Raw genomic sequence first — 25,331 nt, 5'->3', positions numbered from 1 at the left:
CTTCGTTCGTCGCCACCGGCCTCGCCCGGGAGAGGCTCACCCAGGAATTCATCCGCGCTTACGCGTTTAGACACCCCTTCATGCCTCCCACAGACTACCGGGGGCCATACACGGGGGGCAGGGGTTGACGGATGTCGTTGTTGGGTCGTTATGTTCCTCACAGGACATTCGGAGCGGACCGATCGCGTCACGCTCGTGCGGGGGGTACGTATGCGCGTGGGTATTGGTACGTTAGCGGGGTGAGTTCCGAGCACGCGCGTCCCCAGAGCACCGAGCCCGAGGAGGATCGGGCACCGGAAGCGGCGGAGACGGCGGAACGGCATTCACAGAGGGGGGACACCATGGCGGAGGCTGCAGAGCCGACGACCGCGCAGGGCGGGGCCGACACCGGCCCGGCACCACGGGCGAAGCGCGCCCCGGCGAAGACGGCTGCGGCCGCCGCCGGAACGAGCACGCGCGCCCCGCGGACGAGAACGACCGCGGCGAAGCCGCGACAGAGTGCACGCACGAAGACCGAGACGGCCGCGGCGGGCCCCGCCCCGACAGTCGTACTGGAGGCGCCCACGCCGACGGACACCCGGCCGACGGTGCTGGCCATCAGCGGCGTGCAGAAGCGCTACGGCGACACGGTCGCCGTCGACGGGGTGTCCCTCGACATCAGGGAAGGCTCCTTCTATGGGATCGTCGGCCCGAACGGCGCGGGCAAGACGACGACGCTCTCGATCGTCACCGGGCTGCTCCGGCCGGACGCCGGTCGTGTCGTCGTCCACGGCGTCGATGTCTGGGCCGAGCCGGTCCGGGCGAAGCACATCATCGGCGTGCTGCCGGACAAGCTCCGGCTGTTCGACCGCCTCACCGGCGCCCAGTTCCTCCGCTACGCGGGCACCCTGCGCGGCCTGAGCGCCAAGACCGTCCGGGCTCGGACCGGCGACCTCGCGGCCGCGTTCGGCATCGAGGACGCGCTCGACCGCCTCGTCGCCGACTATTCGGCCGGCATGACCAAGAAGATCGCTCTGGCCGCCGCGATGATCCACTCGCCGCGGCTCCTCGTGCTCGACGAGCCGTTCGAGTCGGTCGACCCGGTGTCGGCGGCGAACATCATCGACATCCTGCAGCGCTACACCGCCGCGGGCGGAACGGTCGTCGTCTCGAGCCACGGCATGGACATGATCCAGCGCGTGTGCGACAGCGTGGCCATCATCGTCCGCGGGCAGGTGCTGGCCTCCGGGACCATCGACGAGGTGCGCGGCGAGCAGACGCTGGAAGAGCGCTTCGTCGACCTGGCCGGCGGTCGCAAGGCAGCGGAAGGCATGGAGTGGTTGCACAGTTTCTCGGACTGAAGCTGCGGATCATGGGCAACGCCTTCCGGCGGACCCCGTGGCAGATCTTCGGCCTGGTGATCGGGCTGCTCTACGGAGGGTTCATCACCGTCCTCGTCGTCGGCTCGCTGGTCGCCGCGCGCCTCGTCTCCGATGTCGCGGCGACGCACAGCGTGCTCGTCGTCATCGGCTCGGTGGTGCTCGCCGGGTTCGCCCTGCTGCCGCTGCTCTTCGGCGTCGACGACACGCTCGACCCGCGGGAGTTCGCGCTCTTCGGCATCCCGAACCGGACGCTCGCCACCGGCCTGCTGCTCGCGGGGCTCCTCGGCATCCCATCGCTCGTGCTCATCATCTGCGCGGCGACCACCGTGGTCACCTGGTCGCAGAACCCCGGAACTGTGCTCGTCGCGCTGATCTGTGCGGTCGTCGTGGTGCTCACCTGCGTGCTGGCCTCGCGCGTCACGACCGCGATCGCCCACTCGATGCTGTCGACGCGCCGCTCCCGCGAGGCGGGCGGCGTCATCGGGATCCTGCTGCTCGTCCTCATCGGCCCGGTGCTGCTCCTGCTCGTCACCGTCGACTGGGGCCGCGACGGTCTCGGAGCCCTCGGCGGTGCGGCCGGCTGGCTGGCGTGGACGCCGCTCGGCGCCATGTGGTCGGCGCCCGGCGCCGCCGCGCAGGGCGACTGGGGCGCTGCCGTGCTGCAGCTGATCATCGCGCTCGTCACGCTCGGCCTGCTCTGGCTGGGCTGGATGGCGCTCGTCGCCTACGTCGTCGCGTCGCCCGAACGGGAGCAGCGGTCGAAGGACTATCACGGCCTCGGCTGGTTCGACCGGCTGCCCGGCGGCCCGACCGCCGCGATCGCCGCGCGCTCGATGACCTACTGGGGCAGGGATGCGCGCTACTGGGTGTCGATCGTCCTCATCCCGGTGATCCCGGTCGCTGTGGTGGTCGCGCTCGCGCTCGCCGGGCTTCCGTGGCACTTCATCGCGCTCGTGCCGCTGCCGCTGGTGTGCCTGTTCCTCGGTTGGAGCATCCACAACGACCTGGCCTACGACAGCACCGCGATCTGGCTGCACCTGGTGTCAGGGACGCGCGGTATGGCGGACCGCGCCGGGCGGATGTTCCCGCCGGTCGTGGTGGGCATCCCCGTGCTCGTGGTCGGCTCCATCGCCACGACGATCGTCTTCGGCGACTGGGCCGTCCTGCCGTCGGTCGCCGCGCTGAGCGGGGCGATCCTGGTCATCGGCCTGGGCCTCTCCAGCATCTCGTCCGCACTGTTCCCGTACCCGGCGACCAAGCCGGGCGACAGCGCGTTCACGCAGCCGCAGACCTCGGGCGCCTCCGCGGCGCTGGTCCAGTCTCTGAGCTTCTTCGCCATCCTGATCCTCGCCTCTCCGGTGCTGGTCTTCCTCGTCCTCGGGATCACGGTCAACGCGTTCTGGCTGGCGATCGCGCCGGTCGCGGCGGTGCTGATCGGCTTCGCCACCCTGTTCTTCGGGATCTGGCTGGGCGGCCGGGTGTTCGACCGCCGCGGGCCCGAGATCATGGCCTTCGCGAACCGCAACGACTGAGCGGGGGCCTGTCGGGCGTCCCCACCGCATCCACCCGTACGGCGTCTAAACTGGTGGCATGAACGAAGCGAGCATCTCCGAGCCGGGCGGTCAGCCGAGCGGCGGCGGGGCGACGACGCTCGACCGCGAGCTCGAGGAGCTCCTGCAGAGCCAGGAGCCGGGCGACCACGAGCGCTTCTCGCACTACGTCAAGAAGGAGCAGATCCTCGAGTCGGCTCTCACGGGCAAGCCGGTGAAGGCGCTGTGCGGCAAGATGTGGACGCCGAACCGCGACCCCGAGAAGTTCCCGGTGTGCCCGACCTGCCGCGAGATCTACGAGGGCCTGCAGGGCGAGTAGCCCGCGGCCCACATCGCCCGACCCGGCTCAGCCGAAGAGGGTGGGCAGCACGGGGTCGCCGCGGCCCAGGCGGAACGCCTCGTCCGGGAGCTCCGCCATGGCGAGCGCCCGGTGCTCGCGCGCCCGGCGCGTCCCCTCGACGCCCAAGTGCTCGCGGTGCACCTCGCCGTCCGTGATCAGCGGCACCAGCAGGTCGCGCCCGCTGTCGTCCGGCGTGTCGCCCTTCTCGACGATGTGCACCACCTCGGCGACCGCCGTCCCGCGTGCGTCGAGGCGGCGGATCGGGTGCTTGCGGCCGCCGATGCTGGCCTTGCCGTCCGATTTCTTCGCCACGGAGATCCACTCGCCTCCATCGCCGCCGCGGTGCGCGACGAGCTTGTAGACCATGCCGGAGGCGGGATGCCCGGAGCCCGTCACGACGGAGGTGCCGACCCCGTACGAGTCGACGGGGGAGGCGGCGAGGGCCGCGATGGTGAACTCGTCGAGGTCGTTGGTGACGGTGATGCGGGTCTTCGACGCGCCGAGGGAGTCGAGCTGCTCGCGCACCTGCTTCACCAGCTTCGGCAGGTCGCCCGAATCGAGCCGCACGGCGCCGAGCTCTGGACCGGCCACCTTCACAGCGGTCTCAATGGCTTTCTCGACGTCGAAGGTGTCGACCAGGAGCGTCGTGCCGGGGCCGAGCGCATCCACCTGGGCCCGGAAGGCGTCTTCCTCGGAGTCGTGCAGGAGAGTGAAGGCGTGGGCCGCCGTCCCCATCGTCGGCACGCCCCAGGTACGCCCGGCCTCGAGGTTGGACGTCGCCGAGAACCCGGCGATGAAGGCGGCGCGGGCGGCGGCGACCGCCGAGCGCTCGTTCGCACGGCGTGAGCCCATCTCGGCCAGGGGGCGCCCACCCGCCGCGGCCACCATGCGGGCTGCCGCTGAGGCCACGGCCGAGTCGTAGTTGAAGACGCTCAGCAGGAGGGTCTCGAGGATGACGCCCTCGGCGAAAGGCGCGTCCACGATGAAGAACGGCGATCCGGGGAAGAACAGCTCGCCCTCGCGGTAGCCGCGGATCGTGCCGGAGAAGCGGTAGTCGGCGAGCCAGTCGATCGTCTCGTCGCGCACCACGTGGTTGTCGCGCAGGTACTGGAGCTCCGCATCCTGGAACCGGAACTGCTCGATCAGCTCCAGCAGCCGCCCGGTCCCGGCGAGCACCCCGTAACGGCGGCCGGCGGGAAGCCGGCGGGTGAACGCCTCGAAGACGCATTCCCGGTCGTGCGTGCCGGCGAGGAGCGCGGCGTCGAGCATCGTGAGCTCGTAGCGGTCGGTCAGCAGGGCGGAGGACGCGGCTCTCTCGGTCACGCCGCCCAGCCTACTCACGCCCTCCAGCGGGGACGGACCGGTAGGCTGGAGTGCTGTGACGGATGCGCCGATTGGGATCTTCGACTCGGGTGTGGGCGGGCTGACCGTCGCCCGGGCGATCCGCGATCAGCTGCCCAACGAGTCCATCCTCTACGTGGGCGACACCGCGCACTCCCCGTACGGGCCGAAGTCGATCGCCGATGTGCGGCGCTACTCGCTCGAAGTGCTCGACTTCCTCGTCGACCAGGGCGTCAAGATGCTCGTCATCGCGTGCAACACCGCGTCCTCCGCGATGCTGCGGGATGCGCGCGAGCGGTACGACGTGCCGGTGATCGAGGTCATCCAACCGGCTGTCCGGCGTGCCGTCTCCGCGACGCGCACCGGCCGGGTCGGGGTCATCGGCACGGTCGGGACCATCGCCTCCCGCGCCTACGAGGACGCGTTTGCGGCCGCACCGACCCTCCAGCTGTTCACGCAGGCGTGCCCGCGGTTCGTGGAGTTCGTGGAGGCGGGGGTCACCAGCGGCGAGGAGGTGCTGCGGGTCACCGCCGAGTACCTGCAGCCGCTGCGCGACGCCGATGTCGACACGCTGGTGCTCGGGTGCACGCACTACCCGTTCCTGAAGGGTGCGATCTCGTACGTGATGGGCGAGGGCGTCTCGCTCGTCTCCAGTGACACCGAGACGGCCAAGGACGTCTACCGCACCCTCGTCGGCCAGGGGCTCGAGCGCCGCTCGCCGCTGCCGCCGACCATCCACTACGAAGCCACCGGCTCGGATGCCGACACCTTCCTGCGCCTGGCGCACCGGTTCATCGGCCCCGAGGTCTCGCAGGTCGACCTGGTGCACACCGGCGTCATCGACCTCCCGCTCTGACCATCCCACCCACCCCCACCGAGCCATCGATCCCACCGAGGAGACCTGAGTGACCGACATCACCCGCGCCGACGGGCGCACCCCGGACCAGCTGCGTCCCGTGACCATCGAGCGGGGCTGGAGCCGACAGGCCGAGGGCTCGGCGCTCATCTCCTTCGGCAACACCCGCGTGCTCTGCACCGCCTCGTTCACCAACGGTGTCCCGCGCTGGATGTCGGGCAAGGGCCGCGGCTGGGTCACGGCCGAGTACGCCATGCTTCCACGCTCCACGAACGAGCGCATGGACCGGGAGTCGGTCAAGGGACGCGTCGGCGGCCGCACGCACGAGATCAGCCGCCTGGTGGGCCGCAGCCTCCGGGCCGTCGTCGATATGAAGGCGCTCGGCGAGAACACGATCGTCCTCGACTGCGACGTGCTGCAGGCCGACGGTGGGACGCGCACGGCCGCCATCACCGGCGCGTACGTCGCGCTGGCGGAAGCGCTCGAGTGGGGCCGCGAGCACCGCTTCATCGGTCAGAAGGCGACGCCGCTGATCGACTCCGTCTCCGCCGTCTCCGTCGGCATCATCGATGGGACGCCGATGCTCGACCTCGCCTACGTCGAGGACGTCCGGGCCGAGACCGACATGAACGTCGTCGTGACCGGCCGGGGCCTCTTCGTCGAGGTGCAGGGAACCGCCGAGGGCGCGCCGTTCGACCGCGGTGAGCTGAACTCGCTCCTCGACCTCGCCCTCGCCGGCACGACCGAGCTCGCGGGCATCCAGACGGCGGCCCTCGCCCCGGCGGCGCCCGCGGAGGCCTGAGCGTGGTTCGCGTCGTCCTCGCAACGCACAACCAGCACAAGGCGCGCGAGTTCCAGCAGATCCTCGGCCGGGAGGTTCCGGGCCTCGAGATCGTCGCGTACGACGGACCCGAGCCGGTGGAGGACGGCGTCAGCTTCGAGGAGAACGCGCTGATCAAGGCGCGCGCTGCCGTCGCGCACACGGGGCTTCCCGCACTCGCCGACGACTCGGGCATCTGCGTGGATGTGATGGGCGGCGCCCCCGGGATCTTCTCCGCTCGCTGGGCGGGCTCGCACGGGGACGCGGCCGCCAACCTGCGGCTGCTGCTCGATCAGCTGGCCGACATCCCGGACGCCGACCGCGGCGCGCACTTCATCGCGACGCTCGCGCTCGTCACGCCGGGCGGGGAGCCCACCGTGGTCGAAGGCGCCTGGCCAGGCAGCATCGCCCGCGAACCGCGGGGGAAGAACGGGCACGGCTACGACCCGATCTTCCTGCCGGACGGCCACGACGTGACGGCGGCGGAGCTGGAGCCCGCGGCGAAGAACGCGGAGAGCCACCGCGCCCGGGCGCTGTCGGCGATCGTCCCGGCGCTGCGCGAGCTCGGCGAGAGCTGAGAACGGCACTCATTCCCATCTAGGTCTGGGCCCTGGCGGTGGAGCGAACTTCTATTTACCGTAGAAGCTGAGATGAGTCACGACCACGGCCACACCGCCAACCGCAACCGCCTGCTGATCGCCATCGGCATCGTGGCGGTCGTGCTCGTCGTCGAGGTCGTCGGCGCGTGGGTGAGCGGCTCCCTGTCGCTGCTGGCGGACGCCGGCCACATGCTCAGCGACCTGGCCGGACTCATCATCGCGCTGATGGCGACCATCGTGGCCGCGCGTCCGGCGACAGACCGGCAGACGTTCGGCTTCCGCCGGGCCGAGGTGTTCGGCGCGCTCATCAACGGCCTCATCCTGGTCGTCGTCGCGGTGACGGTCACCGTCGGCGCGATCGGGCGGCTGGTGGGCGGCGAGACCGAGGTGCACAGCATCCCGATGCTCGTCGTCGCCTCGATCGGCCTCGTCGCGAACTTCGGCGCCCTGCTGGTGCTCCGGCCCTCCGCCGGCCACTCCATCAACATGCGCGGGGCGTACCTGGAGGTGTTCGGCGATCTCGTCGGGTCCGCCACCGTCATCGTCGCGGCGGTCGTCATCCTACTCACCGGCTTCACCCCGGCCGACGCGATCGCGTCGCTGCTGATCGCCGCCCTCATCGTGCCGCGGGCGTTCGTGCTGCTGCGCGACGTCGTGCGGGTGCTGAGCGAGGCCGCGCCGGCGGACACGGATGTGGCCGAGATCCGGGATCACATCCTCGGCACGGCGGGAGTGGTGGCCGTGCACGATGTGCACGTCTGGGCGATCACGTCGGGCGCGCCGGTGTTCAGCGCACACGTCGTCTGCGAGCCCGCGGTGTTCCGCGAGGGACGGACGGGCACTCTGCTCGACGAGCTCTCCGGCTGCCTGTCGAAGCACTTCGACGTGGAGCACTCCACCTTCCAGCTGGAGCCCGCGGAGCACGCCGCCCACGAGGACGAGTTCCACCGCTGACCCGCCCGGCGGCCTGTCGGCCCGCTCGGTCGGAGTTCGCGCTGCTTGCGTCGGCGATGCGGCCCCGCGGCCCGCGTGTCTCCATCCGCACCGCGGTGCGTCGGAGGTTCGGGGCGGTTTTACCGACGCAGGGCTCGGTCGGAGTTCGCGCCGCTTCCGTCGGCGTTGCGGCCCTGCGGGCCGCGTGTCTCCATCCGCACCGCGGTGCGTCGGAGGTTCGGGGCGGTTTTACCGACGCAGGGCTCGGTCGGAGTTCGCGCCGCTTCCGTCGGCGATGCGGCCCTGCGGGCCGCGTATCTCCATCCGCACCGCGGTGCGTCGGAGATTTGGGGCGGTTTTACCGACGCAGGGCTGGGTCGGAGTTTGGGCTGCTTGCGTCGGCGATGCGGCCCTGCGGGCCGCGTATCTGCATCCGCACCGCGGTGCGTCGGAGATTGGGGCCCTTATACCGACGCTGGGCTGGGTCGGAGGTTGCGCTGCTTCGGTCGGCGATGCGGCCCTGCGGGCCGTGCATCTCCGTCCGCACCGGGGTGCGTCGGAGATTTGAGGCTGTTTTCCGACGCTGAGCTGGGTCGGAGTTCGCGCCGCTTCCGTCGGCGATGCGGCCCTGCGGGCCGCGTATCTCCCATCCGCACCGCGGTGCGTCGGAGGTTCGGGGCGGTTTTACCGACGCAGGGCTCGGTCGGAGTTCGCGCCGCTTCCGTCGGAGGCGACGCAGCAGTCGCCGAGGCTGTGGCCGGCGGCTCAGGCCTCTGGGTGCGTGGGCGCGGGTGCCGGCTGCTCGACGGCCGGAGAGGTGGCCGCGTTCTCGGCGGCCTTGCGCTTGGACTTGCGCACCGACTGGAAGTAGTGGAACAGCGTCGGCACCAGCGTGATGACGACCGCGCCGATCAGAATGACGTCGATGTAGCTCGAGACGAAGTTCGCCACCGGCGGGATGTAGCCGATCAGGTACCCGAAGAACGTCAGGCCGGCGCCCCACAGGAGCGCGCCCAGGGCGTTGTACAGCGAGTACTTCTTGTAGCTCATGTGGCCGACGCCCGCGGCGACCGGCGCGAAGGTGCGCACGATCGGGACGAACCGGGCCACGATGACCGCGAGCGCGCCGAAGCGCTCGAAGAACTGGTTGGTGCGCCGCACGTTCTCCATCGAGAACAGTCCGGTCTCTTTGCGTTCGAAGATCCGTGGGCCGGCCTTGTGGCCGATGAGATACCCCGCCTCGCCGCCGAGGAAGGCGGCGAACGCGATGGCGAGGGAGACCCACCAGATGTCGACCCCGAAAACCAGCGAGGTGTGCGTCAGCAGCCCCGAGATGATCAGCAGGGTGTCACCGGGCAGCAGGAAGCCGACCAGCAGACCGGTCTCGGCGAAGACGATGCCGCAGACCACCAGGAGCGCCCATGGACCCGCCGAGTGGATGATGGTGTTCGGGTCGAGCCACGGGATGAGGCCGGCGTGATGGATCACGGTTCTCCAGGAGGGATCGGTGGGAAAGCTGAGCCCGAGTTTAGCGTCGGCCGTGGGCTGGAAGCTGCACGAAGCGTGCGAATTCGGGTCCGCCCGGGAAGATCATCCTGGGGTCGTACACGGTGCGGGAGAAGGGACTCGAACCCTCACGCCGAAGCACAGGAACCTAAATCCTGCGTGTCTGCCAGTTTCACCACTCCCGCAGTGCGCTGGGCGCGGCTACGACATTAGCTCATGGACGCGCGGAGCGACCTCCGTGCCGTACAGCTCGATCGAGCGCATGAGGTCGTCGTGGGGCAGCGTCCCGTTGCTCATCTTGATGTCGAAGCGGGAGGCGCCGAGCCCCTTCGCGGCGTAGGCGATCTTCTGCGCGACCGTCTCCGGCGAGCCGACGACGAGCGCGCCGTCCGGCCCCGCCTCGTGCTCGAAGCGTGCACGGGAGGCGGGCGGCCAGCCGCGCTCGCGGCCGATCCGGTTGGTCATCACCTCGTAGTGCGGCCACAGGGTGTCCTTGGCCTCCTGGTCGGTCTCGGCGATGAAGCCGGGGGAGTGCACGCCGATCGGCAGGGTCGTGTCCTGCCCGAACTGCTCCAGCGCCTTGCGGTAGAGCTCGGCGAGCGGCTGGAACCGCATCGGACCGCCGCCGATGATGGCGAGCACGAGGGGGAAGCCGTAGTGCGCGGCGCGTACCACCGACTCCGGGCTCCCGCCGACGCCGACCCACGTCTTCAGCAGGCCGTGCTCGACGTGCGGGTAGACGGACTGGGCGCTCAGCGGCGCCCGCAGCTCACCCGTCCAGGTGACCGGCTCCTGCTTGCGCACCTCGGCGAACAGGTTCAGCTTCTCCTCGAACAGCTCCTCGTATTTCGCGAGGTCGTAGCCGAACAGCGGGAAGGACTCGATGAAGGAGCCGCGCCCGAGGATGACCTCCGCGCGGCCTCCCGAGATGCCGTCGAGCGTCGCGAACCGCTGGAACACCCGCACCGGATCGTCCGAGCTCAGCACAGTCACTGCGGACCCGAGGTGGATGCGCTCGGTCTGCCCCGCGATCGCCGCGAGCACGACCTCGGGCGCCGACACGGCGAAGTCCTCGCGGTGGTGCTCGCCGACGCCGAAGAAGTCGAGGCCGACGCGGTCGGCCTGCACCCCCTCCGCCACGACGTTGCGCAGTGTCTGCGCCTGCGACAGCGGCTTCCCGTCGGCATCCAGCGTCACGTCGCCGAACGTGTCGATCCCGAGTTCCAGCTTCCCGGCCATGTCATCCCTCGATTCATGCGTCTGCATGGATATGCAAGCGCGTCGTCGGCCAGGGTATTCCGTGTCAGGCGGGGCGGGGTCTGCGCGGGACGTAGCGCGGGATGTAGCGGGCCAGCATCCCCGCACCGAGCAGTCCGAGCACGCCCATGACCCCGCTCGCGAATGAGATGGAGACGAGCGCGGTCAGCAGCGACACGAACAGGGGAGCTGCGGCTTGCCCGGCGTCGGCAGAGAACCGCCATGCGCCGAGGAACGGTGCGGGCCGGTCCTTCGGCGCCAGGTCTGCGCCGAGCGTCATCACGATGCCGGAGCCGATGCCGTTCGCCACCGACAGGAACAGCGAAACGCCGATGTACCAGGCGACCGCCGAGCCCAGGTCGTGCGAGAAGGCGAGCACCAGGAAGCCGAGACCGAGGCCGAGCATCGACGGGATGGCGCTCCACATCCGCCCGAACCGGTCCATGATCTGGCCGCTGGCGTAGAAGAGAGCGAAGTCGACAGCCCCGGCGAGACCAATGATCAGCGCCGTATTCGATTCGCTCAGGCCGATCGATACGGCCCAGAGAGGCATCAGGACGGTACGAGCAGAGCGGATCGCCGCCACGAGGGAGACGCCGGCGCCCATCCGGAGGAGCACCTCGCGGAACGACCAGATGGTGCGGAACAGCCCGTGAGTGCGCTCCTCGGCGTCCTCCTCGCCGGTGGTCACCTGGGCACCCGACTCGTCGGTCACCCGCGCTGACGGTCCGAACATCTTCTCCGGATCGGGCAGCGCCAGCAGCACGACGACCGAGCCGAGGCAGCTGATGATGAAGATCCAGAAGACGGACTGCGTCGACCCCGTCGCGGCGATGACGGCCGACGCGATGAGCGGGCCGATGAACCATCCAGCGCGGAAGATGCCGCCGAGCGTCGACAGTGCGCGTGCGCGGTAGCGGGCGGGAACGTACGAGGTCATGAACGCGTGGCGCGCGAGGGCGAAGACGGCGGTCGCGATGCCGACGAGGAAGATGCCGGCCATCAGCACCCAGTAGTTCGGCGCAAGAAGACAGATGACGACGCCGACGATCGCGACGACGGCCGCGCCGATCATGGAGGTGCGCTCGCCGACACGCGACACGACCCATCCACTCGGGATGTCTCCGGCCAACTCGCCCAGCATCACCATGGAGGCGATGAAGCCGGCCATCGCGAGGCTCGCACCGAGGTTGCCGGCGGCGATGGGGATGATCGGGATGATCGCCCCCTCTCCGACGGAGAACAGGAGCGTCGGGAGGAAGGCGGCGAGCGCGACGGAGCGGAAGCTGAAGGGGCGCTCTCCGGAAGTCATTTCGTTAACACCGTACAACTTCCATCCGCAGGCGCTCGCCCGGGACGCAGGGTCGGCGTCGGGGGCGGCCCGGTAGGCTGGAGGACGACATGATCGAACTCGACCTCTCCTCTCAGATCGCCGACCTGCGGTCCACCTTCTCCGACATCACCGCGGTGGTCGACGTCGACCGGCTGCGCGCCGACATCGCCGACCTCAGCGAGAAGGCGGGAGCCCCCGACCTCTGGGACGACACCGCGAACGCCCAGAAGGTGACGAGCGCGCTCAGCCACCGCCAGTCGGAGCTCGCCCGCATCACTGCCATCGAGCGGCGCCTCGACGACCTCGAAGTGCTCGTCGAGCTGGCGAACGAGGCGGAGGACGAGGAGTCGGCGGCCGAGGCCCGTACCGAGCTGCAGTCGCTGCAGACCGCACTCGGCGACCTCGAAGTGCAGACGCTGCTGAGCGGCGAGTACGACAACCGTGCCGCCATCGTGACCATCCGCTCGGGCGCCGGCGGCGACGACGCCACCGACTTCGCCGAGATGCTCATGCGCATGTACCTGCGCTGGGCGGAGCAGCACAAGTACCCGGTGAAGGTCATGGACACCTCCTACGCCGAGGGCGCGGGCATCAAGTCGGCAACCTTCGAGGTGGATGCGCCCTACGCGTTCGGAACGCTGTCGGTCGAGGCCGGCACGCACCGTCTCGCGCGCATCAGCCCGTTCGGCTCGGCCGACAAGCGCCAGACGTCGTTCGCGGCCGTCGAGGTCATCCCGCTGATGGAGGAGGCGACCGAGGTCGAGGTCCCAGAGGGCGACATCCGCGTGGATGTGTTCCGCTCGTCCGGCCCCGGCGGCCAGTCGGTCAACACCACCGACTCCGCTGTGCGCATCACCCACCTCCCGACCGGCCTGGTCGTCTCGATGCAGAACGAGAAGTCGCAGATCCAGAACCGCGCGGCCGCCATGCGCGTGCTGCAGACCCGCCTGCTGCTGTTGCAGAAGGAGGAGGAGGCCGCGAAGAAGAAGGAACTCGCCGGCACGATCACGGCGAGTTGGGGCGACCAGATGCGCTCCTACTTCCTCTATGGCCAGCAGCTGGTGAAGGACCTCCGCACGGGTTACGAGTCCGGCAACCCCAGCGCCGTGTTCGACGGCGACCTCGACGGCTTCATCGCCGCGGGCATCCGCTGGCGCGCGGGTAACAAGTCCGGGGAGTAGCCCCGCCAGCGGCCGGCGGGGAAGGGAGGCCTTTCGGAGGTAGCACCGGCGCGTTCACCTCCGTTCTGCGCGCTCCCCGGTGTCGACCGTCCGAAATGCCTCCGTTCATCGCAGGGATGGGCAGGTCGCGTGTACGCGACTCGTCGCGTCCCGCGGTCGAAAGCGGAGGCGTTTCCGACCGACGCGCCGCGCTGAGGCGCGGAAGGGAGGCGTTGGCGCAGGTACCGCCGCACGTCACCTCCGTTCGCGCACGGTGATCGCAAGGCGCGCGTGGATCGCGCGTCCGGCTCGCTGTCAGGGTTGTGGCGCACGGGCATGTCGCTACTGCGGATCGGAGCGGGACTGCTTAGTCTCAAGGGGTCATGATCCGGTTCGAACACGTATCCAAGCAGTACCCGGGCACAGCGCGCCCGGCACTCAACGGCATCAACCTGGAAGTGCTGCGCGGAGAGTTCGTCTTCCTCGTCGGCGCCTCGGGTTCCGGCAAGTCCAGCTGCCTGCGCCTCATCCTCAAGGAGGAAAAGCCGACCAAGGGCAAGATCCATGTGCTGGGGCAGGACCTCGGCACGATCTCGTCGCGCAAGGTGCCGTACTTCCGCCGCAACATCGGCGTCGTCTTCCAGGACTTCCGGCTCCTGCCGAACAAGAACGTCTTCCAGAACGTCGCCTTCACCCTGCAGGTGATCGGCAAGTCGCGCGGCTTCATCCAGGAGGCCGTGCCCGACGTTCTGAAGATGGTCGGCCTCGACGGCAAGGCGCAGCGCCTGCCGCACGAGCTCTCGGGCGGTGAGCAGCAGCGCGTGGCGATCGCCCGAGCGGTGGTCAACAAGCCGCAGGTGCTCCTCGCCGATGAGCCCACCGGAAACCTCGACCCCGCGACGAGCGCCGGCATCATGGCCGTGCTCGAGCGCATCAACGCCGGAGGAACGACCGTCGTCATGGCGACGCACGAGGCCGCGATCGTCGACCAGATGAAGCGCCGCGTGATCGAGCTCGTCGGCGGCCAGATCGTCCGCGACGAGCGCCACGGTGGATACGGCTTCACGGCCGCGATCCCCATCGCGCAGCCGCTCGAGCGCGACGAACCGGTCTCCGCCGCGACGCCCGTCTTCGCGGGAGCCGCCGCCGCGTCGGCTCCGGCATCCGCCGCCCCGATGACCCGGCCGAACGCGCCGACCTCGACGCCGACCGCCCCGGTGTCGGTGCCGCAGACTGCTCCGCAGCAGACCGCTCCCCAGCAAGCGGTGCCGCAGCAGGCCGCGCCGCAGCAATCCGCGCACGAGCCACACCCCACCCACCAGCCGCAGCACGCGCAGCCCGCGCACCCGCCGCAGCACGCGCAGCCCGCCGAGCAGCCGCAGCCCGCCGCCTACCCGGCGCCCGTGCAGTTCGCGACCGCGCCCGTCCCTCCGGCGCCCGCGTCGGAGGAGCTTCCCGAACACCTGAACTTCACGGCGAACCTCGACCTCAGCGGCCTCCGCGAGGACTCCGACCGTGACGGCGACCAGAATGTGGGGCCGACGAAATGAGATTCGGACTCATCTGGTCGGAGGTCGGCAACGGCCTCCGCCGCAACCTGTCGATGGTCGTCTCGGTCATCCTCGTCACGTTCATCTCGTTGACCTTCGTCGGCACCGCCGTCCTGCTGCAGATGCAGATCGGGCAGATGAAGACCTACTGGTACGACCGCGCGCAGGTCGCCGTGTACATGTGCACGACGACCGACAACTGCGCGAGCGGACCGGCCACCGACCAGACCATCGAGGCGGTCAAGAAGCAGCTGGAGTCGCCGGAGCTGGCCCCGTACATCCAGAAGTTCTACTTCCAGGACCAGAAGCAGGGCTACGAGCAGTTCAAAGAGCAGTTCAAGGGCAACCAGATCGCCGACTTCGTGACGCCGGACATGATCCCGCAGACGTTCTGGGTGAACCTGAAAGACCCGAACCAGTCGGCGGTGCTCACCGAGACGCTCTCCGGCTCGGCCGGCGTGCAGAGCGTGGTCGACCAGCGCAGCTACCTGGATCAGATCTTCAGCATCCTGAACGCCGCGAGTTACACCGCGATCGGCATCGCGGCGCTCATGCTCGTGGCCGCTGTGCTGCTGATCGCCACGACGATCCGGCTCTCCGCCTTCTCGCGACGGCGGGAGATCGGGATCATGCGGCTCGTCGGCGCGTCCAACCGGTTCATCCAGACGCCGTTCATCATCGAGGGTGTGATCGCGGCCCTGATCGGGTCCATCCTCGCCTCGGTCGTGATCGCGCTGGGCGTGCAGTTCTTCGTCCGCGGCTATCTCAGCGAGCGCATCCAATCGATCAACTTCGTCGGGATGGAGCAGGCCTGGCTGGTGATCCCCATCCTGGTGGTGATCGGCGTGGTGCTCGCCGCCGCGTCGGCGAACTTCGCGATCAAGCGCTACCTGAAGGTCTGACACCCGCCCCGGAGACCGGCGGAGGGCGATAGACTGGTCAGCTGCCCGCCACCGAGCCGGGCGTTGACCATCGCCGACGTGAGGAGCGAGCTGTGCCGAAGGAACGTGGCCAGAAGGTCGTGGCCACCAATCGCCGGGCGCGCCACGACTACACGATCGAGGACACCTTCGAGGCGGGCCTCGTGCTCACCGGGACCGAGGTGAAGTCGCTGAGGATGGGGCGGGCATCCCTCGTCGACGGCTACGCCTTCGTCGACGGCGGCGAGGCCTGGCTCGACGCCGTGCACATCCCGGAATACGCCGACGGCACGTGGAACAACCACGCCCCGCGGCGCAAGCGGAAGCTGCTGCTGCACAAGGCTCAGATCCTGAAGATCGAGAACAAGGTCAAGCAGGGCGGTTACACGATCGTGCCGCTCTCGATCTACTTCAACGACGGCCGGGCGAAGGTCGAGATCGCGGTGGCCAAGGGCAAGCGCGAGTACGACAAGCGCCAGGCCCTGCGCGAGCGTCAGGACCAGCGCGAGGCGCAGCGGGCGATGTCCACGCGTGGGCACCTGGGCGAGTGACCGTCCGGGCAGAGTGACAGACTGAGGGTATGGACTCGACCGCTCAGCGCATCCCGATCGAAGGCACGTACAACTTCCGGGATGTCGGCGGCTACCCGGTCGATGGCGGCACGACCCGCCAAGGCAAGCTGTTCCGGGCCGACGCCCTCGGCCGTCTCAGCGCAGCCGGACGCGAGGCACTGCGCGAGCTGGGCATCCGCATCGTGATCGATCTGCGCGACGACTTCGAGGTCGCGGCGCTGCCCGACGCTCTTGACGGGCTCGATGTCGAGGTGCTGCACCTCCCGGTGTTCGAGGGGTCGGGCGCGTCCGCATCCACCGTCGGAGCGACCATCGTGCACCTGTACGACAAGATCGTCTTCCAGCACACCGATGTGATCGTGCGCGCGCTCCGCGAGATCGCGGACACAGGGGAGGAGCCCGTCGTCGTCCACTGCACGGCCGGTAAGGACCGCACCGGCATCGTCGTCGCGCTCGCCCTGCTGGCGGTCGGCGTCGACCGCGAGACCGTCGTCTCCGATTACGCCGTCACCGAGGACAACCTCCGCGGACCGTGGCTCGAAGGGATGCTGGAGCTCGTCCGCGGGTACGGCGTAGAAGTCACACCAGACCTGCGCATCATTCTGGGCGGAAGCCCGCGTGAGGCGCTGGAGACGACGATCGACCGCATCGAGGAGCGCGCGGGAAGCGTGCGGCAGTACCTGCTCGACGCCGGGCTCGACGAGCTGGAGCTCGCCAAGCTGCGGTCCGTGCTGGTGGAGCCGGCCTGACCTTCTGATGCCTGCGCTCTGACGCTCTCAGGCTGCGGCCGGATTCTCATCGGACCCATAACCGTCTCCCAGCGCCGACAACGCTCGCGGCTGCTTACATGTGAGCATGAGCAACACGCCGCCCACCGATCCCACCGAGCCGGTGCCGCCGTATCAGGGCCACACGCCGCCGCCCGGCCCTGCTGCCGCGACCACCGCGACCGCCCCGGCCGCGAGTGCGGCAGCGCCTGTCGTCGGTGAGCCGTTCTATAAGCGGCACGGCCTGGCGTTCGCGATCTCCACGCTCGTGCTGTCGATCGTCGTGCTGCTCGGCCTCGTCACGGCAGGCTCTTTCGCGGTCGCCAGCGTGGTCTCGCACCTGGGCGGGCGCGCCGTCTCGCATGTGCTGCCCGGGCACGGGCAGCCGGGCGCTCCCGGGATGCCGGCGCGGCCCGGCGACGGCGGCGGAAAGGGCGACGGAGGCGGCCAGCAGGGCGGAGGAGAGGACCAGAAGGGCCGCGTCCTGCTTCGCGGCACCATCACATCCATCTCGGGGGACACCTGGACCATCGACCGCGAGAGCGGCTCGTCGATCGAGGTGCGCGTGACATCGTCGACCGTCTTCGGTACTCCGATGCAGTCGGCGTCGAAGTCGGACTTCGCGAAAGGCGACGAGGTGATCGTCATCGCCAAGCGCGCGGACGACAGCGTGACGGCGACGCGCGTGCTCAAGCTGGACGCGTTTCCGACCCGTCCGCCGTCGACGCCGGGGACCCCGCAAACGCCTGGTTCCTGAAGCCCGGCGGTTCGTCAGGAGGCGGAGAACCGCGCGTGCACCTGCACGGCGATCGTCAGCTCCTCCGGCTTGAGCGAGAGAGTGGCACCGCCCGTGTCGGCGGACACCGCCCGGGCGAACAACGGCTGCGGCGGCTGACCGGGGGCGGAACCGTCGCCGAGCATGCCCGGGTCGCTGAGGGCGAGCGGCTTCACGGTCGTGAGTCCGAGGCTCGTCGCGTAGACGGTGGCCTTCGCGACCGCGTTCTCGACCGCCCGTCGCCGCGCCTCCTGCGTCAGGCTCTGCCGACGCGCTTCTGTCAGCGACCACGTCACGCCATCCACCGCGACGCCGTCGAGCAGCGACACAACGCCGACCCAGTCGGACAGCGCGGCGAGGTCGCTGAACCGGGCGTCGATCCCCACCTCTGCGTGATGCACGACGTCGAGCCGGCGGCCGTCGTTGCTCCACGGTCGGTCGCCCCAGACCCGCAGCTGGTCGGAGGACCACTGAGTGACGGGTCCGCTCTGCGGGTTGTGGAGCTCGCGCAGCTCGCTGCTGAGCTGGAGCTGGCGCTGCGTCGTGAGGGCGAGCACCTCATCCCTCGACGGGCCCTCGTAGGAGACCCGCAGCCGCGCTGCCCCGCGCTCGGCCGGGTGACGCAGCTCGTACTCTCCCTGGACGGTGATGATCGTGTCGGCCATTCCCCGATGGTGGCATAAACGGCTCCGCGACGATGTTGTACTATGAGTAGCTGCCCGCCCTGGCGGCAGCGCCAGTATCTGGACAACTCAACAGCGCGTGACAGCGACCCGGCCACTCGGCCGCGCATGGGGATGATCGGTTTCGACATTGTCTGCGTGACTGTGAGAAGCGGGTCGAGGATGCATGGTTATCTCGTTAACGATCCATGCGAAAAAATAAGTGCCAATAACAAGAGCACTGTCTCGGCCAAGGCCGACTTCGCCCTCGCGGCGTAAGTTCACCTCCGCCATTTGAGAGACCGTCAGACCGGGAATCGTCCTCTACCCGGATCCTGGCGTCAGCTAGAGGACTTGCTTCTGCATTGAGCATCAGGGTGCAGAGGGACTTCCACTGATACTGGGCCCGTCGGAGCAGGTGCCAGCGACAAGCTCCGGGGCCGAGAAAGCGATTTCACTGGCTACGCCCGTAGAAGGCACATGACCACAGCAGTGGACGGGGGTTCGATTCCCCCCATCTCCACCATCAGGTCGCTGTCACGCGTTGTCGAGAAGTGCCATGCTGCATCCACGGATGCGGTCGCGGCGGGAGGGGCGGATCATGGCCGATGCGAGCACCGCGGCCGACGGCCCATCGGGGCGCGCGAAGCCCAAGCGTACGACGCAGCGCATCCCGCTCAACACCCTGGCGATCGCCTTCGGTCTTGCCGGTCTCGCCGGTGTCTGGACGACCGCCGGGCGGCTGCTGGACGTGTCGGACGTCATCGGTCAGGTGCTGTGGGACATCGTGGCTGTCGCGTGGCTGTGGCTGATCGTCGCCCATCTCCGCCGTGGTGCACGAAGCGCCGAGACGCTCGGAGCGCAGCTTCGGCACCCGGCACAGGGCCCGATCGCCGCCCTCGTCCCCGTCGTCGGGATGCTGATCGGCGCCGACCTGCACCGCTTCGTCCCGATCGCGGGCGCCATCCTGGTCGTCGCCTCCCTCATCGCGGCTGCGCTCTTCGCCGGGTGGATCCTCGCGTTCTGGCACGCGGGCAACCTCACACCGGAGGCGTTCCACGGCGGCTACCTGCTGCCGACCGTCGCCGCAGGCCTGATCGCGGCGACGACGTCGTTCCGGATCGGCCTCCCGGGCGTCGCGATCGGTGCCTTCGCCGTCGGCGTCTTCTTCTGGATCGTCATCTCGACCGTACTGCTCGCGCGGTTGGCGTTCTTCCCTCCGCTGCCGGCCGCGCTGACGCCGACCTGCGCCATCCTGCTGGCTCCACCGGCCGTCGCCGGTACGGCGTGGTTCACGATCAACGGCGAACGCGCCGACCCCGTCTCTATCGCGCTGCTCGGCCTGCTCGTTCTCATGGCGCTGCAGCAGGTCGCCCTGCTCCCGCGCTATCGCGTGCTTCCGTTCTCGCTCGGCTTCTGGTCGTTCACCTTCCCCCTCGCGGCGGCCGGGGGCTACGGGATCGAATGGCTGAGCATCGCGGACTTCGCCGGTTGGCAGGCGGTCGCCTGGCTGCTGGTCGTCATCGTGACCGCCGTCATTGTGGCGATCGCAGCTCGCTCGCTGTTTCTCGTGACGAGCGTGCGGCGGGGCGCACGTCGGGCCGAGAACGTCCTGCGTCGCGCCGACGACCTCGTCGAGCGGCGCTGACCCCTCGCTCCGCCTCGCGACGGGTTCGTGTTGACGCGACACGCCGTTCGTCCGCGCCGCCGGACGGCGTGTCGCGTCAACTCGGCGCCTCAGAACCACTGCCTGTCCGCGTGGGGACCCTGCCTGCGACACTGAGCCGGAAATGACCGGACCAGTGGGAGGTAAACCATGACCGATGACGTTGAATCCGTCGCCCCGATCGACTTCGTGATCATCGAATTCCCGGCGGGGCAGCAGAACTTCTCGGGGGAGGTGATCGACGAACTCCTCGCTCTGGTCGACGCGGGCATCATCCGCCTGGTCGACGCCATCGTCCTCGTCAAGGACGAGGACGGCTCCGTCGAGGCCGTCGAGCTGTCGGAACTGGAGGGCCCGTCGGCCCTCGCCACGCTCGCGGAGCAGCTGGCCGACTTCCTCGCGGAGGCCGACATCGCGACCCTGTCCGAGGCGATGGAGCCGGGCAGCGTCGCCGGTGCGATCGTCTACGAGAACCTGTGGGCGGCGCCGTTCGCGGCCGCCGCACGCCGGGCCGGAGGCAGGCTCATCGCCGATGGCCGCATCCACAGCCAGGACATCGCCGACGCCCTCGAGGCGGAGGCCGAACTCGAAGCAGCAGAAGCGCACGAAGAGCAGGAGGCCTGAGATGTTGAGAGCAGCACGAGTCGGACGGGTCGGCGTCGTCCGCGCGCCCGTCGCCAAGGCGGCCGTGGTCACCCGCGCCGTCACGCCGGGCCCCGCGCCCGTGGCCAAGGCCGCCGTCGTCGGCGCCGCCGTGACCCCGCGCCGTCGGCGTATCTGAGGGGGCGTCATGGCCATCGACCGCGCAGCCCGCAGCGTCCTGCCCATCCCGGACCGCCCGTCGCCCGGACTCACCACGTACGACGCGAAGGACCCGGACACGTCGTATCCGCCGATCACCCCGCTGCGGCCACCGGAGGGTGCGCCCAACGTCCTGGTGATCCTCATCGACGACGTGGGATTCGGCGCCTCCAGCGCCTTCGGTGGCCCCTGCGCCACCCCGAACGCGGAGCGTCTCGCCGCCCAAGGGCTCGCATACAACCGGTTCCATACGACAGCCCTGTGCGCTCCGACCCGCGCCGCGCTGCTCTCCGGGCGCAACCACCACTCGGTCGGCATGGGCAGCATCACCGAGACGGCGACCTCGGCTCCCGGGAACAACTCGCTGCGTCCCAACACCAAGGCGCCCCTGGCCATGACCTTGAAGCTGAACGGGTACTCGACGGCGCAGTTCGGCAAATGCCACGAAGTGCCGGTGTGGCAGTCGTCGCCCATGGGGCCGTTCGATGCGTGGCCCTCTGCGGGTGGCGGGTTCGAGTACTTCTACGGCTTCATCGGAGGCGAGGACAACCAGTGGGACCCCTCGCTCTACGAGGGCACCACTCCGGTGGAGCCCCCAGCGACTCCTGAGGAGGGTTACCACCTCACCGAGGACCTCGCCGATCACGCCTCCACCTGGATACGGACGCAGAAGGCGCTCATGCCGGACAAGCCGTTCTTCGTGTACTTCGCACCCGGCGCGACTCATGCGCCCCACCACGTGCCCAAGGAATGGGCGGACAAGTACGCGGGGAAGTTCTCCGCGGGCTGGGACGCGCTCCGCGAACAGACCTTCGCTCGTCAGAAGGAACTCGGTGTGATTCCGGCGGACGCGGAGCTCACGCCCCGTAACCCGGAGTTCCCGGCATGGGACGACATGCCGGAGGAGCTGAAGCCGGTGCTGGAGCGAGAGATGGAGGTCTACGCCGGGTTCCTCGAGCACACCGACTACCACGTCGGACGAGTGCTCGACACGATCGAAGACCTGGGCGTGCTCGACAACACGCTGATCTTCTACATCATCGGGGACAACGGCGCCTCGGCCGAGGGCACGGAGAAGGGCGCCTTCAACGAGATGGCCAACTTCAACGGGATGGCCGCGCTCGAGACGCCCGAGTTCCTGCTCTCGAAGATGGATGAGTTCGGGAGTCCCAGCTCTTACAACCATTACTCGATCGGCTGGGCATGGGCGATGGACACGCCGTTCCAGTGGACGAAGCAGGTCGCGTCGCACTGGGGCGGCACGCGCAACGGGATGCTCGTGCACTGGCCGGAGGGGATCGCCGACAAAGGCTCCCGGCGGTCGCAATTCACGCACTGCATCGACATCGCGCCGACCGTGCTGGAGGCGGCCGGGCTCCCGGAGCCGACCTTCGTCAATGGTGTGCAGCAGTCGCCGATGGAGGGCACCAGCATGCTTTACTCGTTCGATGGCGCCGACGAGCCCGAACGCCACGACCTGCAGTACTTCGAGATGGCCGGCAACCGCGGGATCTATTTCAAAGGCTGGAGCGCCGTCACGAAGCACCGGACACCGTGGAATCTTGTCGGGGGGAGCATCCCGGCATTCGATGACGACGTGTGGGAACTGTACGACGGGAGCTCTGACTACAGTCAGGCACGCGACCTGGCGTCTGAGCAGCCCGAACGGCTGCATGCGCTTCAGCGGTTGTGGCTGATCGAAGCGGTCAAGTACAACGTCGTCCCACTCGACGACCGCACAGGCGAGCGCCTCAACCCGGCACTCGCCGGGCGACCCGTCCTGGTCCAGGGCAACAGCCAGCTGCTCTACCCGGGTATGGGACGACTCTCCGAGAACAGCGTCATCAATCTCAAGAACAAGTCGTTCTCGGTGACGGCGGAGGTCGAGATCCCGGAGGGCGGAGCCTCGGGCGTCGTCGTCGCCCAGGGCGGCCGGTTCGGCGGATGGGCGCTCTACCTGGTCGACGGCGTCGCACGATTCACCTACAACGTGCTCGGCATCCAGCTGTTCACCACCGAAGCCGGGGAATCGGTTCCGGTCGGCAGACGCCAGGTGCGCGCGGAGTTCGCGTACGACGGCGGCGGACTGGCGAAAGGTGGCGACGTCACGCTGTTCTACGACGGCCGGGAGGTCGGATCGGGGAGGGTCGGGGCGACCCAGCCGATGGTGTTCTCGGCTGACGAGACGACCGATGTCGGGTACGAGGCGGGGACTCCGGTGTCACCCGACTACACGACTGCCACGAGCCGGTTCACCGGGCGCATCCGCTGGGTGCAGTTGGACGCGGGCCTGGATGACCACGACCACTTCATCGACGACGACGAGCGACTGCGGGTGGCGATGGCTCGTCAGTGATGGAGTGGAGGCTCCGCGCCGGCGGACGACGCTCTGATCGTCCGCCGGTGCGGAGCGGTCAGGACGCGTCGTCCGCCTTCGGCTGAGCAGGACGTCGCCGACCGGTGAGCACCACCACGAGCACGCCGATCAGGGCGAGCACCACGATTCCGACGCCGATGGCGATCACCAGCGCGATGCTTCCGGAGCCGGATGCCCCGTTCGCCGCGGCGGCTGGCGCCGGACTGGACGTCGCGGCGCCGGTGCTCTGGCCGTCCGCCTTGGCCGCTCCCGCAGCGCACGCCGGGGGGCCGTCGCTGCCGGGTGCTTCCGCTGTCCCTGCCGGAGGCTGGTAGGTGAACGGGATGGTGCCGGACACGGTGTGCCCGTCCGCCGAGACGATCTGCCAGGTCACCGTGTACGCCCCCGGTGCACCGAGGGCCACCGGAGCCGTGACCATGCGGTCGGTGATGGTCGGGCATCCGGTCTCGTAGTGACGGTTCGCGGCGTCGGTGACCTGCACCAGCGACGAGGAGCCGTCGCCGCTGAGGTCGAGCACGCGGTCGTTGAACGTGAGGGATGCGCTCTTGAGCGGCGTCGACTGGGTGGAGCCGGCCGACGGCGTGCTCTGCACGAGGTAGTCGTGAGCGCTGGCGGCCGCGGCGGGGACGACCGCCAGCAGGCACGCGAGCGCGACTGCGGCCAGGGCGGATACGACCGTCGGCTGCATCCGGGCGCGGGCTGTCCAGGTCACCGCGTCAGTCCCGAGGGCTCGTCGCCGTGCCGCGGCGCGTGAGGGCGAACACCGCCACGACCAGGGCGATCGCACCCAACGCGAGCCCGCCGATCCCGAGACCGATCGCGACGGCGTCGCTGGCCGCGGACGACGCCGTCGGGGCGGGTGCGGCCGGTGTGCTCGTCATCAGCGGACCTGCGGCGCCGTCCTCCGCGGGCGGCGCGTCGGTGACGTAGAGGGTCGGGGCCGGGTGCTCCGGCTCCTTCCCGTCGGCCGGGGTCTTCTCGTCCCAGTCCACGACCGTGCCGTCGGAGTAGGTCTGCTGGGTGGGCAGCAGGATGCTGCCGGTCTCGGGGACCGCCCCCGCCGAGATGACGAACTGCTGGAACTCGCCCGGTGCGACCTGCACGCCGGGGTCCGCCGTCCAGATCACCTTCACCGGCGCCTCCGTGATGGTCCCGTCATCCGTCTTCACCGGCTTCGCGAGCTTCTCGGTGACGACCTGGGTCGTCCAGCCGGTGAGCGGCTGATAAGAGACGGAGGTGAACGGTGTGGCGGTGGGCAGATCCACCTCGAGTTTGACCGTGCCGGCGGTGGCGGACTCGGTCGGCACCTTGAACGTCAGGGTGGCGTAGCTTCCGGGCTGAGCCTGGTCCGGGTTCACCCGGACGTGGGCGCTGGCGGCGAGGGGGAACGAGAGGGCGAGGGCGGCGGCGGCCACGGTGGCGGCTGCGCCCGCGAGGAAACGCGTGTTCATGAGAAGGGTCCGATTCTCGACCGCGTGACGCGGCCGGGTAGGCAGATGGGTGGGAGAACCGCGAGACGCGGCAGACCTCTGCCCGGCGGGGGAGCGGAGAGCTCAGGCCGGGCACATCAGAGCCGGAGGACCCCGGTGACGGAGTCGCCCGAGCACGACCGTCCGGTCGGGAAGGATAACCGGGACCGTCTCGACGCGTGCCTGCACCACCGGCACGTCGACGACGGCGACCGCGGTCAGCAGCCGCCGCAGCGAGAAGGCGGTGAACTCGGAGACGGCCACGAACACGCGCTCGCCGTAGCGGAGCGCTGCGAGGGTGAGAAGGGCGGCGGCGGCGTGGGCCAGCCACATCCACGATCCGCTGAGTGACATGGAGGACATCGGCGTCGCTGCCGTGCCGTCCGTCACCATCGTGAGATGCGATCCGGGATGGAGGTGACCGGTCGCTCCCGCGAAGTGCGCGGACGGGCTCAACGAGAACAGCGCGTGGAACAGGAACTGGCTGAGCGCGACGGACGAGGCCGACCGCCACAGCGTCGACCGCTTGCCGGCGAGGACGATGCAGCCGAGCCCCGAGAACACCAGGCTCAGCGTCAACGCCACCGCGCTCGGCGGGAGCCCTCCGCCCGCGACGTGGAACAGCGCGGCGACGAAGGTCGCGAAGCCGGCGGCGATGAGGCCGCGAGCCACACGTGCGCTGCGCGTAGACATGTCACTCCGTCGAAGGTGGGGGC

25 protein-coding genes, 1 tRNA gene and 1 other RNA gene are annotated in these 25,331 nt (G+C 69.5%); 18 read left to right on the top strand and 9 right to left on the bottom strand.

Going from position 1 to position 25,331, the window contains the following annotated elements; all coding sequences use genetic code 11:
- Nucleotides 1-341 precede the first annotated feature (341 nt).
- Genes ACF1AJ_RS06460 through ACF1AJ_RS06450 form a run of 3 tightly spaced genes read left to right on the top strand, consistent with a single transcriptional unit; the run spans nt 342 to nt 3,230 of the window.
- Nucleotides 342-1,340: an ABC transporter ATP-binding protein gene (locus ACF1AJ_RS06460; RefSeq protein ID WP_391506609.1), complete on the top strand. Its 999-nt coding sequence runs from the start codon at nt 342-344 to the stop codon at nt 1,338-1,340.
- Nucleotides 1,316-2,893, top strand: a complete 1,578-nt coding sequence (locus ACF1AJ_RS06455; RefSeq protein WP_391506608.1) for a hypothetical protein — start codon at nt 1,316-1,318, stop codon at nt 2,891-2,893. The genes ACF1AJ_RS06460 and ACF1AJ_RS06455 overlap by 25 nt, the downstream gene beginning before the upstream one ends.
- 58 nt (nt 2,894-2,951) lie before the next feature.
- The gene (locus ACF1AJ_RS06450) at nt 2,952-3,230 is read left to right on the top strand and encodes a DUF3039 domain-containing protein (protein WP_309858353.1); all 279 of its coding nucleotides are present in this window, start codon (nt 2,952-2,954) and stop codon (nt 3,228-3,230) included.
- Between the two features lie 27 nt (nt 3,231-3,257).
- On the opposite strand, the gene ACF1AJ_RS06445 is transcribed toward ACF1AJ_RS06450, so the two are convergent.
- On the bottom strand, nt 3,258-4,574 hold the full coding sequence (locus tag ACF1AJ_RS06445) for a nicotinate phosphoribosyltransferase (protein ID WP_391506607.1): 1,317 nt from the start codon (nt 4,572-4,574) through the stop codon (nt 3,258-3,260).
- Nucleotides 4,575-4,629: 55 nt separating this feature from the next.
- Between ACF1AJ_RS06445 and murI the strand changes: the two genes are divergently transcribed.
- The 4 genes from murI (at nt 4,630) to ACF1AJ_RS06425 (ending at nt 7,821) form a co-directional block, all read left to right on the top strand.
- Complete coding sequence (gene murI / locus ACF1AJ_RS06440; RefSeq protein WP_018190514.1) at nt 4,630-5,448, top strand: glutamate racemase; 819 nt, start codon at nt 4,630-4,632, stop codon at nt 5,446-5,448.
- 49 nt (nt 5,449-5,497) lie between these two features.
- The gene (gene rph, locus ACF1AJ_RS06435) at nt 5,498-6,250 is read left to right on the top strand and encodes a ribonuclease PH (protein ID WP_391506606.1); all 753 of its coding nucleotides are present in this window, start codon (nt 5,498-5,500) and stop codon (nt 6,248-6,250) included.
- 2 nt (nt 6,251-6,252) lie between these two features.
- Complete coding sequence (gene rdgB / locus ACF1AJ_RS06430) at nt 6,253-6,846, top strand: RdgB/HAM1 family non-canonical purine NTP pyrophosphatase (RefSeq protein ID WP_391506605.1); 594 nt, start codon at nt 6,253-6,255, stop codon at nt 6,844-6,846.
- A gap of 72 nt (nt 6,847-6,918) precedes the next feature.
- The gene (locus ACF1AJ_RS06425; RefSeq protein ID WP_391506604.1) at nt 6,919-7,821 is read left to right on the top strand and encodes a cation diffusion facilitator family transporter; all 903 of its coding nucleotides are present in this window, start codon (nt 6,919-6,921) and stop codon (nt 7,819-7,821) included.
- Nucleotides 7,822-8,565: 744 nt separating this feature from the next.
- Here the strand turns inward: ACF1AJ_RS06425 and ACF1AJ_RS06420 are convergent.
- From ACF1AJ_RS06420 to ACF1AJ_RS06405, 4 genes are all read right to left on the bottom strand, one after another.
- Nucleotides 8,566-9,288 carry a DedA family protein gene (locus ACF1AJ_RS06420; RefSeq protein ID WP_391506603.1) on the bottom strand — a complete coding sequence of 241 codons (723 nt, stop codon included), beginning with the start codon at nt 9,286-9,288 and terminating at the stop codon, nt 8,566-8,568.
- Nucleotides 9,289-9,411: 123 nt separating this feature from the next.
- Nucleotides 9,412-9,491, bottom strand: a tRNA-Leu gene (locus ACF1AJ_RS06415).
- A 16-nt stretch (nt 9,492-9,507) separates the two neighbouring features.
- Nucleotides 9,508-10,545, bottom strand: a complete 1,038-nt coding sequence (locus ACF1AJ_RS06410; protein WP_391506602.1) for an LLM class flavin-dependent oxidoreductase — start codon at nt 10,543-10,545, stop codon at nt 9,508-9,510.
- A gap of 64 nt (nt 10,546-10,609) precedes the next feature.
- Nucleotides 10,610-11,875 carry an MFS transporter gene (locus ACF1AJ_RS06405; RefSeq protein WP_391506601.1) on the bottom strand — a complete coding sequence of 422 codons (1,266 nt, stop codon included), beginning with the start codon at nt 11,873-11,875 and terminating at the stop codon, nt 10,610-10,612.
- A gap of 89 nt (nt 11,876-11,964) precedes the next feature.
- On the opposite strand from ACF1AJ_RS06405, the gene prfB reads away from it, so the two are divergent.
- The 6 genes from prfB to ACF1AJ_RS06375 all read left to right on the top strand — a co-directional run bounded on the left by prfB (nt 11,965) and on the right by ACF1AJ_RS06375 (nt 17,622).
- Nucleotides 11,965-13,077, top strand: coding sequence for a peptide chain release factor 2 (gene prfB, locus ACF1AJ_RS06400; RefSeq protein ID WP_391506600.1), 1,113 nt, complete (start codon nt 11,965-11,967; stop codon nt 13,075-13,077).
- A gap of 362 nt (nt 13,078-13,439) precedes the next feature.
- On the top strand, nt 13,440-14,606 hold the full coding sequence (ftsE, locus tag ACF1AJ_RS06395) for a cell division ATP-binding protein FtsE (RefSeq protein WP_391506599.1): 1,167 nt from the start codon (nt 13,440-13,442) through the stop codon (nt 14,604-14,606).
- On the top strand, nt 14,603-15,508 hold the full coding sequence (gene ftsX, locus ACF1AJ_RS06390; protein ID WP_391506598.1) for a permease-like cell division protein FtsX: 906 nt from the start codon (nt 14,603-14,605) through the stop codon (nt 15,506-15,508). The genes ftsE and ftsX overlap by 4 nt, the downstream gene beginning before the upstream one ends.
- A gap of 92 nt (nt 15,509-15,600) precedes the next feature.
- Nucleotides 15,601-16,077, top strand: a complete 477-nt coding sequence (gene smpB / locus ACF1AJ_RS06385; RefSeq protein WP_018190524.1) for an SsrA-binding protein SmpB — start codon at nt 15,601-15,603, stop codon at nt 16,075-16,077.
- 29 nt (nt 16,078-16,106) lie between these two features.
- Nucleotides 16,107-16,847, top strand: a complete 741-nt coding sequence (locus ACF1AJ_RS06380; RefSeq protein ID WP_391506597.1) for a tyrosine-protein phosphatase — start codon at nt 16,107-16,109, stop codon at nt 16,845-16,847.
- A 106-nt stretch (nt 16,848-16,953) separates the two neighbouring features.
- Nucleotides 16,954-17,622, top strand: a complete 669-nt coding sequence (locus ACF1AJ_RS06375) for a DUF5666 domain-containing protein (RefSeq protein ID WP_391506596.1) — start codon at nt 16,954-16,956, stop codon at nt 17,620-17,622.
- A 14-nt stretch (nt 17,623-17,636) separates the two neighbouring features.
- On the opposite strand, the gene ACF1AJ_RS06370 is transcribed toward ACF1AJ_RS06375, so the two are convergent.
- Nucleotides 17,637-18,305 (bottom strand): SIMPL domain-containing protein, encoded by a 669-nt coding sequence (locus ACF1AJ_RS06370; RefSeq protein ID WP_391506595.1) that lies wholly within the window; start codon nt 18,303-18,305, stop codon nt 17,637-17,639.
- Between the two features lie 128 nt (nt 18,306-18,433).
- On the opposite strand from ACF1AJ_RS06370, the gene ssrA reads away from it, so the two are divergent.
- The 5 genes from ssrA to ACF1AJ_RS06345 all read left to right on the top strand — a co-directional run bounded on the left by ssrA (nt 18,434) and on the right by ACF1AJ_RS06345 (nt 23,125).
- Nucleotides 18,434-18,828, top strand: a transfer-messenger RNA (tmRNA) gene (ssrA, locus tag ACF1AJ_RS06365).
- Between the two features lie 75 nt (nt 18,829-18,903).
- The gene (locus ACF1AJ_RS06360) at nt 18,904-19,950 is read left to right on the top strand and encodes a transporter (RefSeq protein WP_391506594.1); all 1,047 of its coding nucleotides are present in this window, start codon (nt 18,904-18,906) and stop codon (nt 19,948-19,950) included.
- A 168-nt stretch (nt 19,951-20,118) separates the two neighbouring features.
- Entirely contained in the window at nt 20,119-20,592 is a 474-nt protein-coding gene (locus tag ACF1AJ_RS06355; RefSeq protein WP_391506593.1) for a DUF1269 domain-containing protein, read from the top strand.
- A 1-nt stretch (nt 20,593) separates the two neighbouring features.
- Entirely contained in the window at nt 20,594-20,749 is a 156-nt protein-coding gene (locus tag ACF1AJ_RS06350; protein ID WP_018190529.1) for a hypothetical protein, read from the top strand.
- A 9-nt stretch (nt 20,750-20,758) separates the two neighbouring features.
- Entirely contained in the window at nt 20,759-23,125 is a 2,367-nt protein-coding gene (locus tag ACF1AJ_RS06345; protein WP_391506592.1) for an arylsulfatase, read from the top strand.
- 58 nt (nt 23,126-23,183) lie between these two features.
- Here ACF1AJ_RS06345 and ACF1AJ_RS06340 read toward each other — a convergent pair whose 3' ends face one another.
- The 3 genes from ACF1AJ_RS06340 to ACF1AJ_RS06330 all read right to left on the bottom strand — a co-directional run bounded on the left by ACF1AJ_RS06340 (nt 23,184) and on the right by ACF1AJ_RS06330 (nt 25,308).
- Nucleotides 23,184-23,858: a copper resistance protein CopC gene (locus ACF1AJ_RS06340; RefSeq protein WP_391506591.1), complete on the bottom strand. Its 675-nt coding sequence runs from the start codon at nt 23,856-23,858 to the stop codon at nt 23,184-23,186.
- Nucleotides 23,859-23,862: 4 nt separating this feature from the next.
- Nucleotides 23,863-24,597, bottom strand: a complete 735-nt coding sequence (locus tag ACF1AJ_RS06335) for a YcnI family protein (protein WP_391506590.1) — start codon at nt 24,595-24,597, stop codon at nt 23,863-23,865.
- 102 nt (nt 24,598-24,699) lie between these two features.
- Nucleotides 24,700-25,308, bottom strand: coding sequence for a hypothetical protein (locus tag ACF1AJ_RS06330; protein WP_391506589.1), 609 nt, complete (start codon nt 25,306-25,308; stop codon nt 24,700-24,702).
- Between the last annotated feature and the right edge of the window lie 23 nt (nt 25,309-25,331).

The organism is Leifsonia sp. NPDC014704 (assembly GCF_043083605.1).
Taxonomy (GTDB): domain Bacteria; phylum Actinomycetota; class Actinomycetes; order Actinomycetales; family Microbacteriaceae; genus Leifsonia.
Note: the sequence above shows the minus strand (reverse complement) of the source record. Positions and strands in the feature narration are given on the sequence as shown.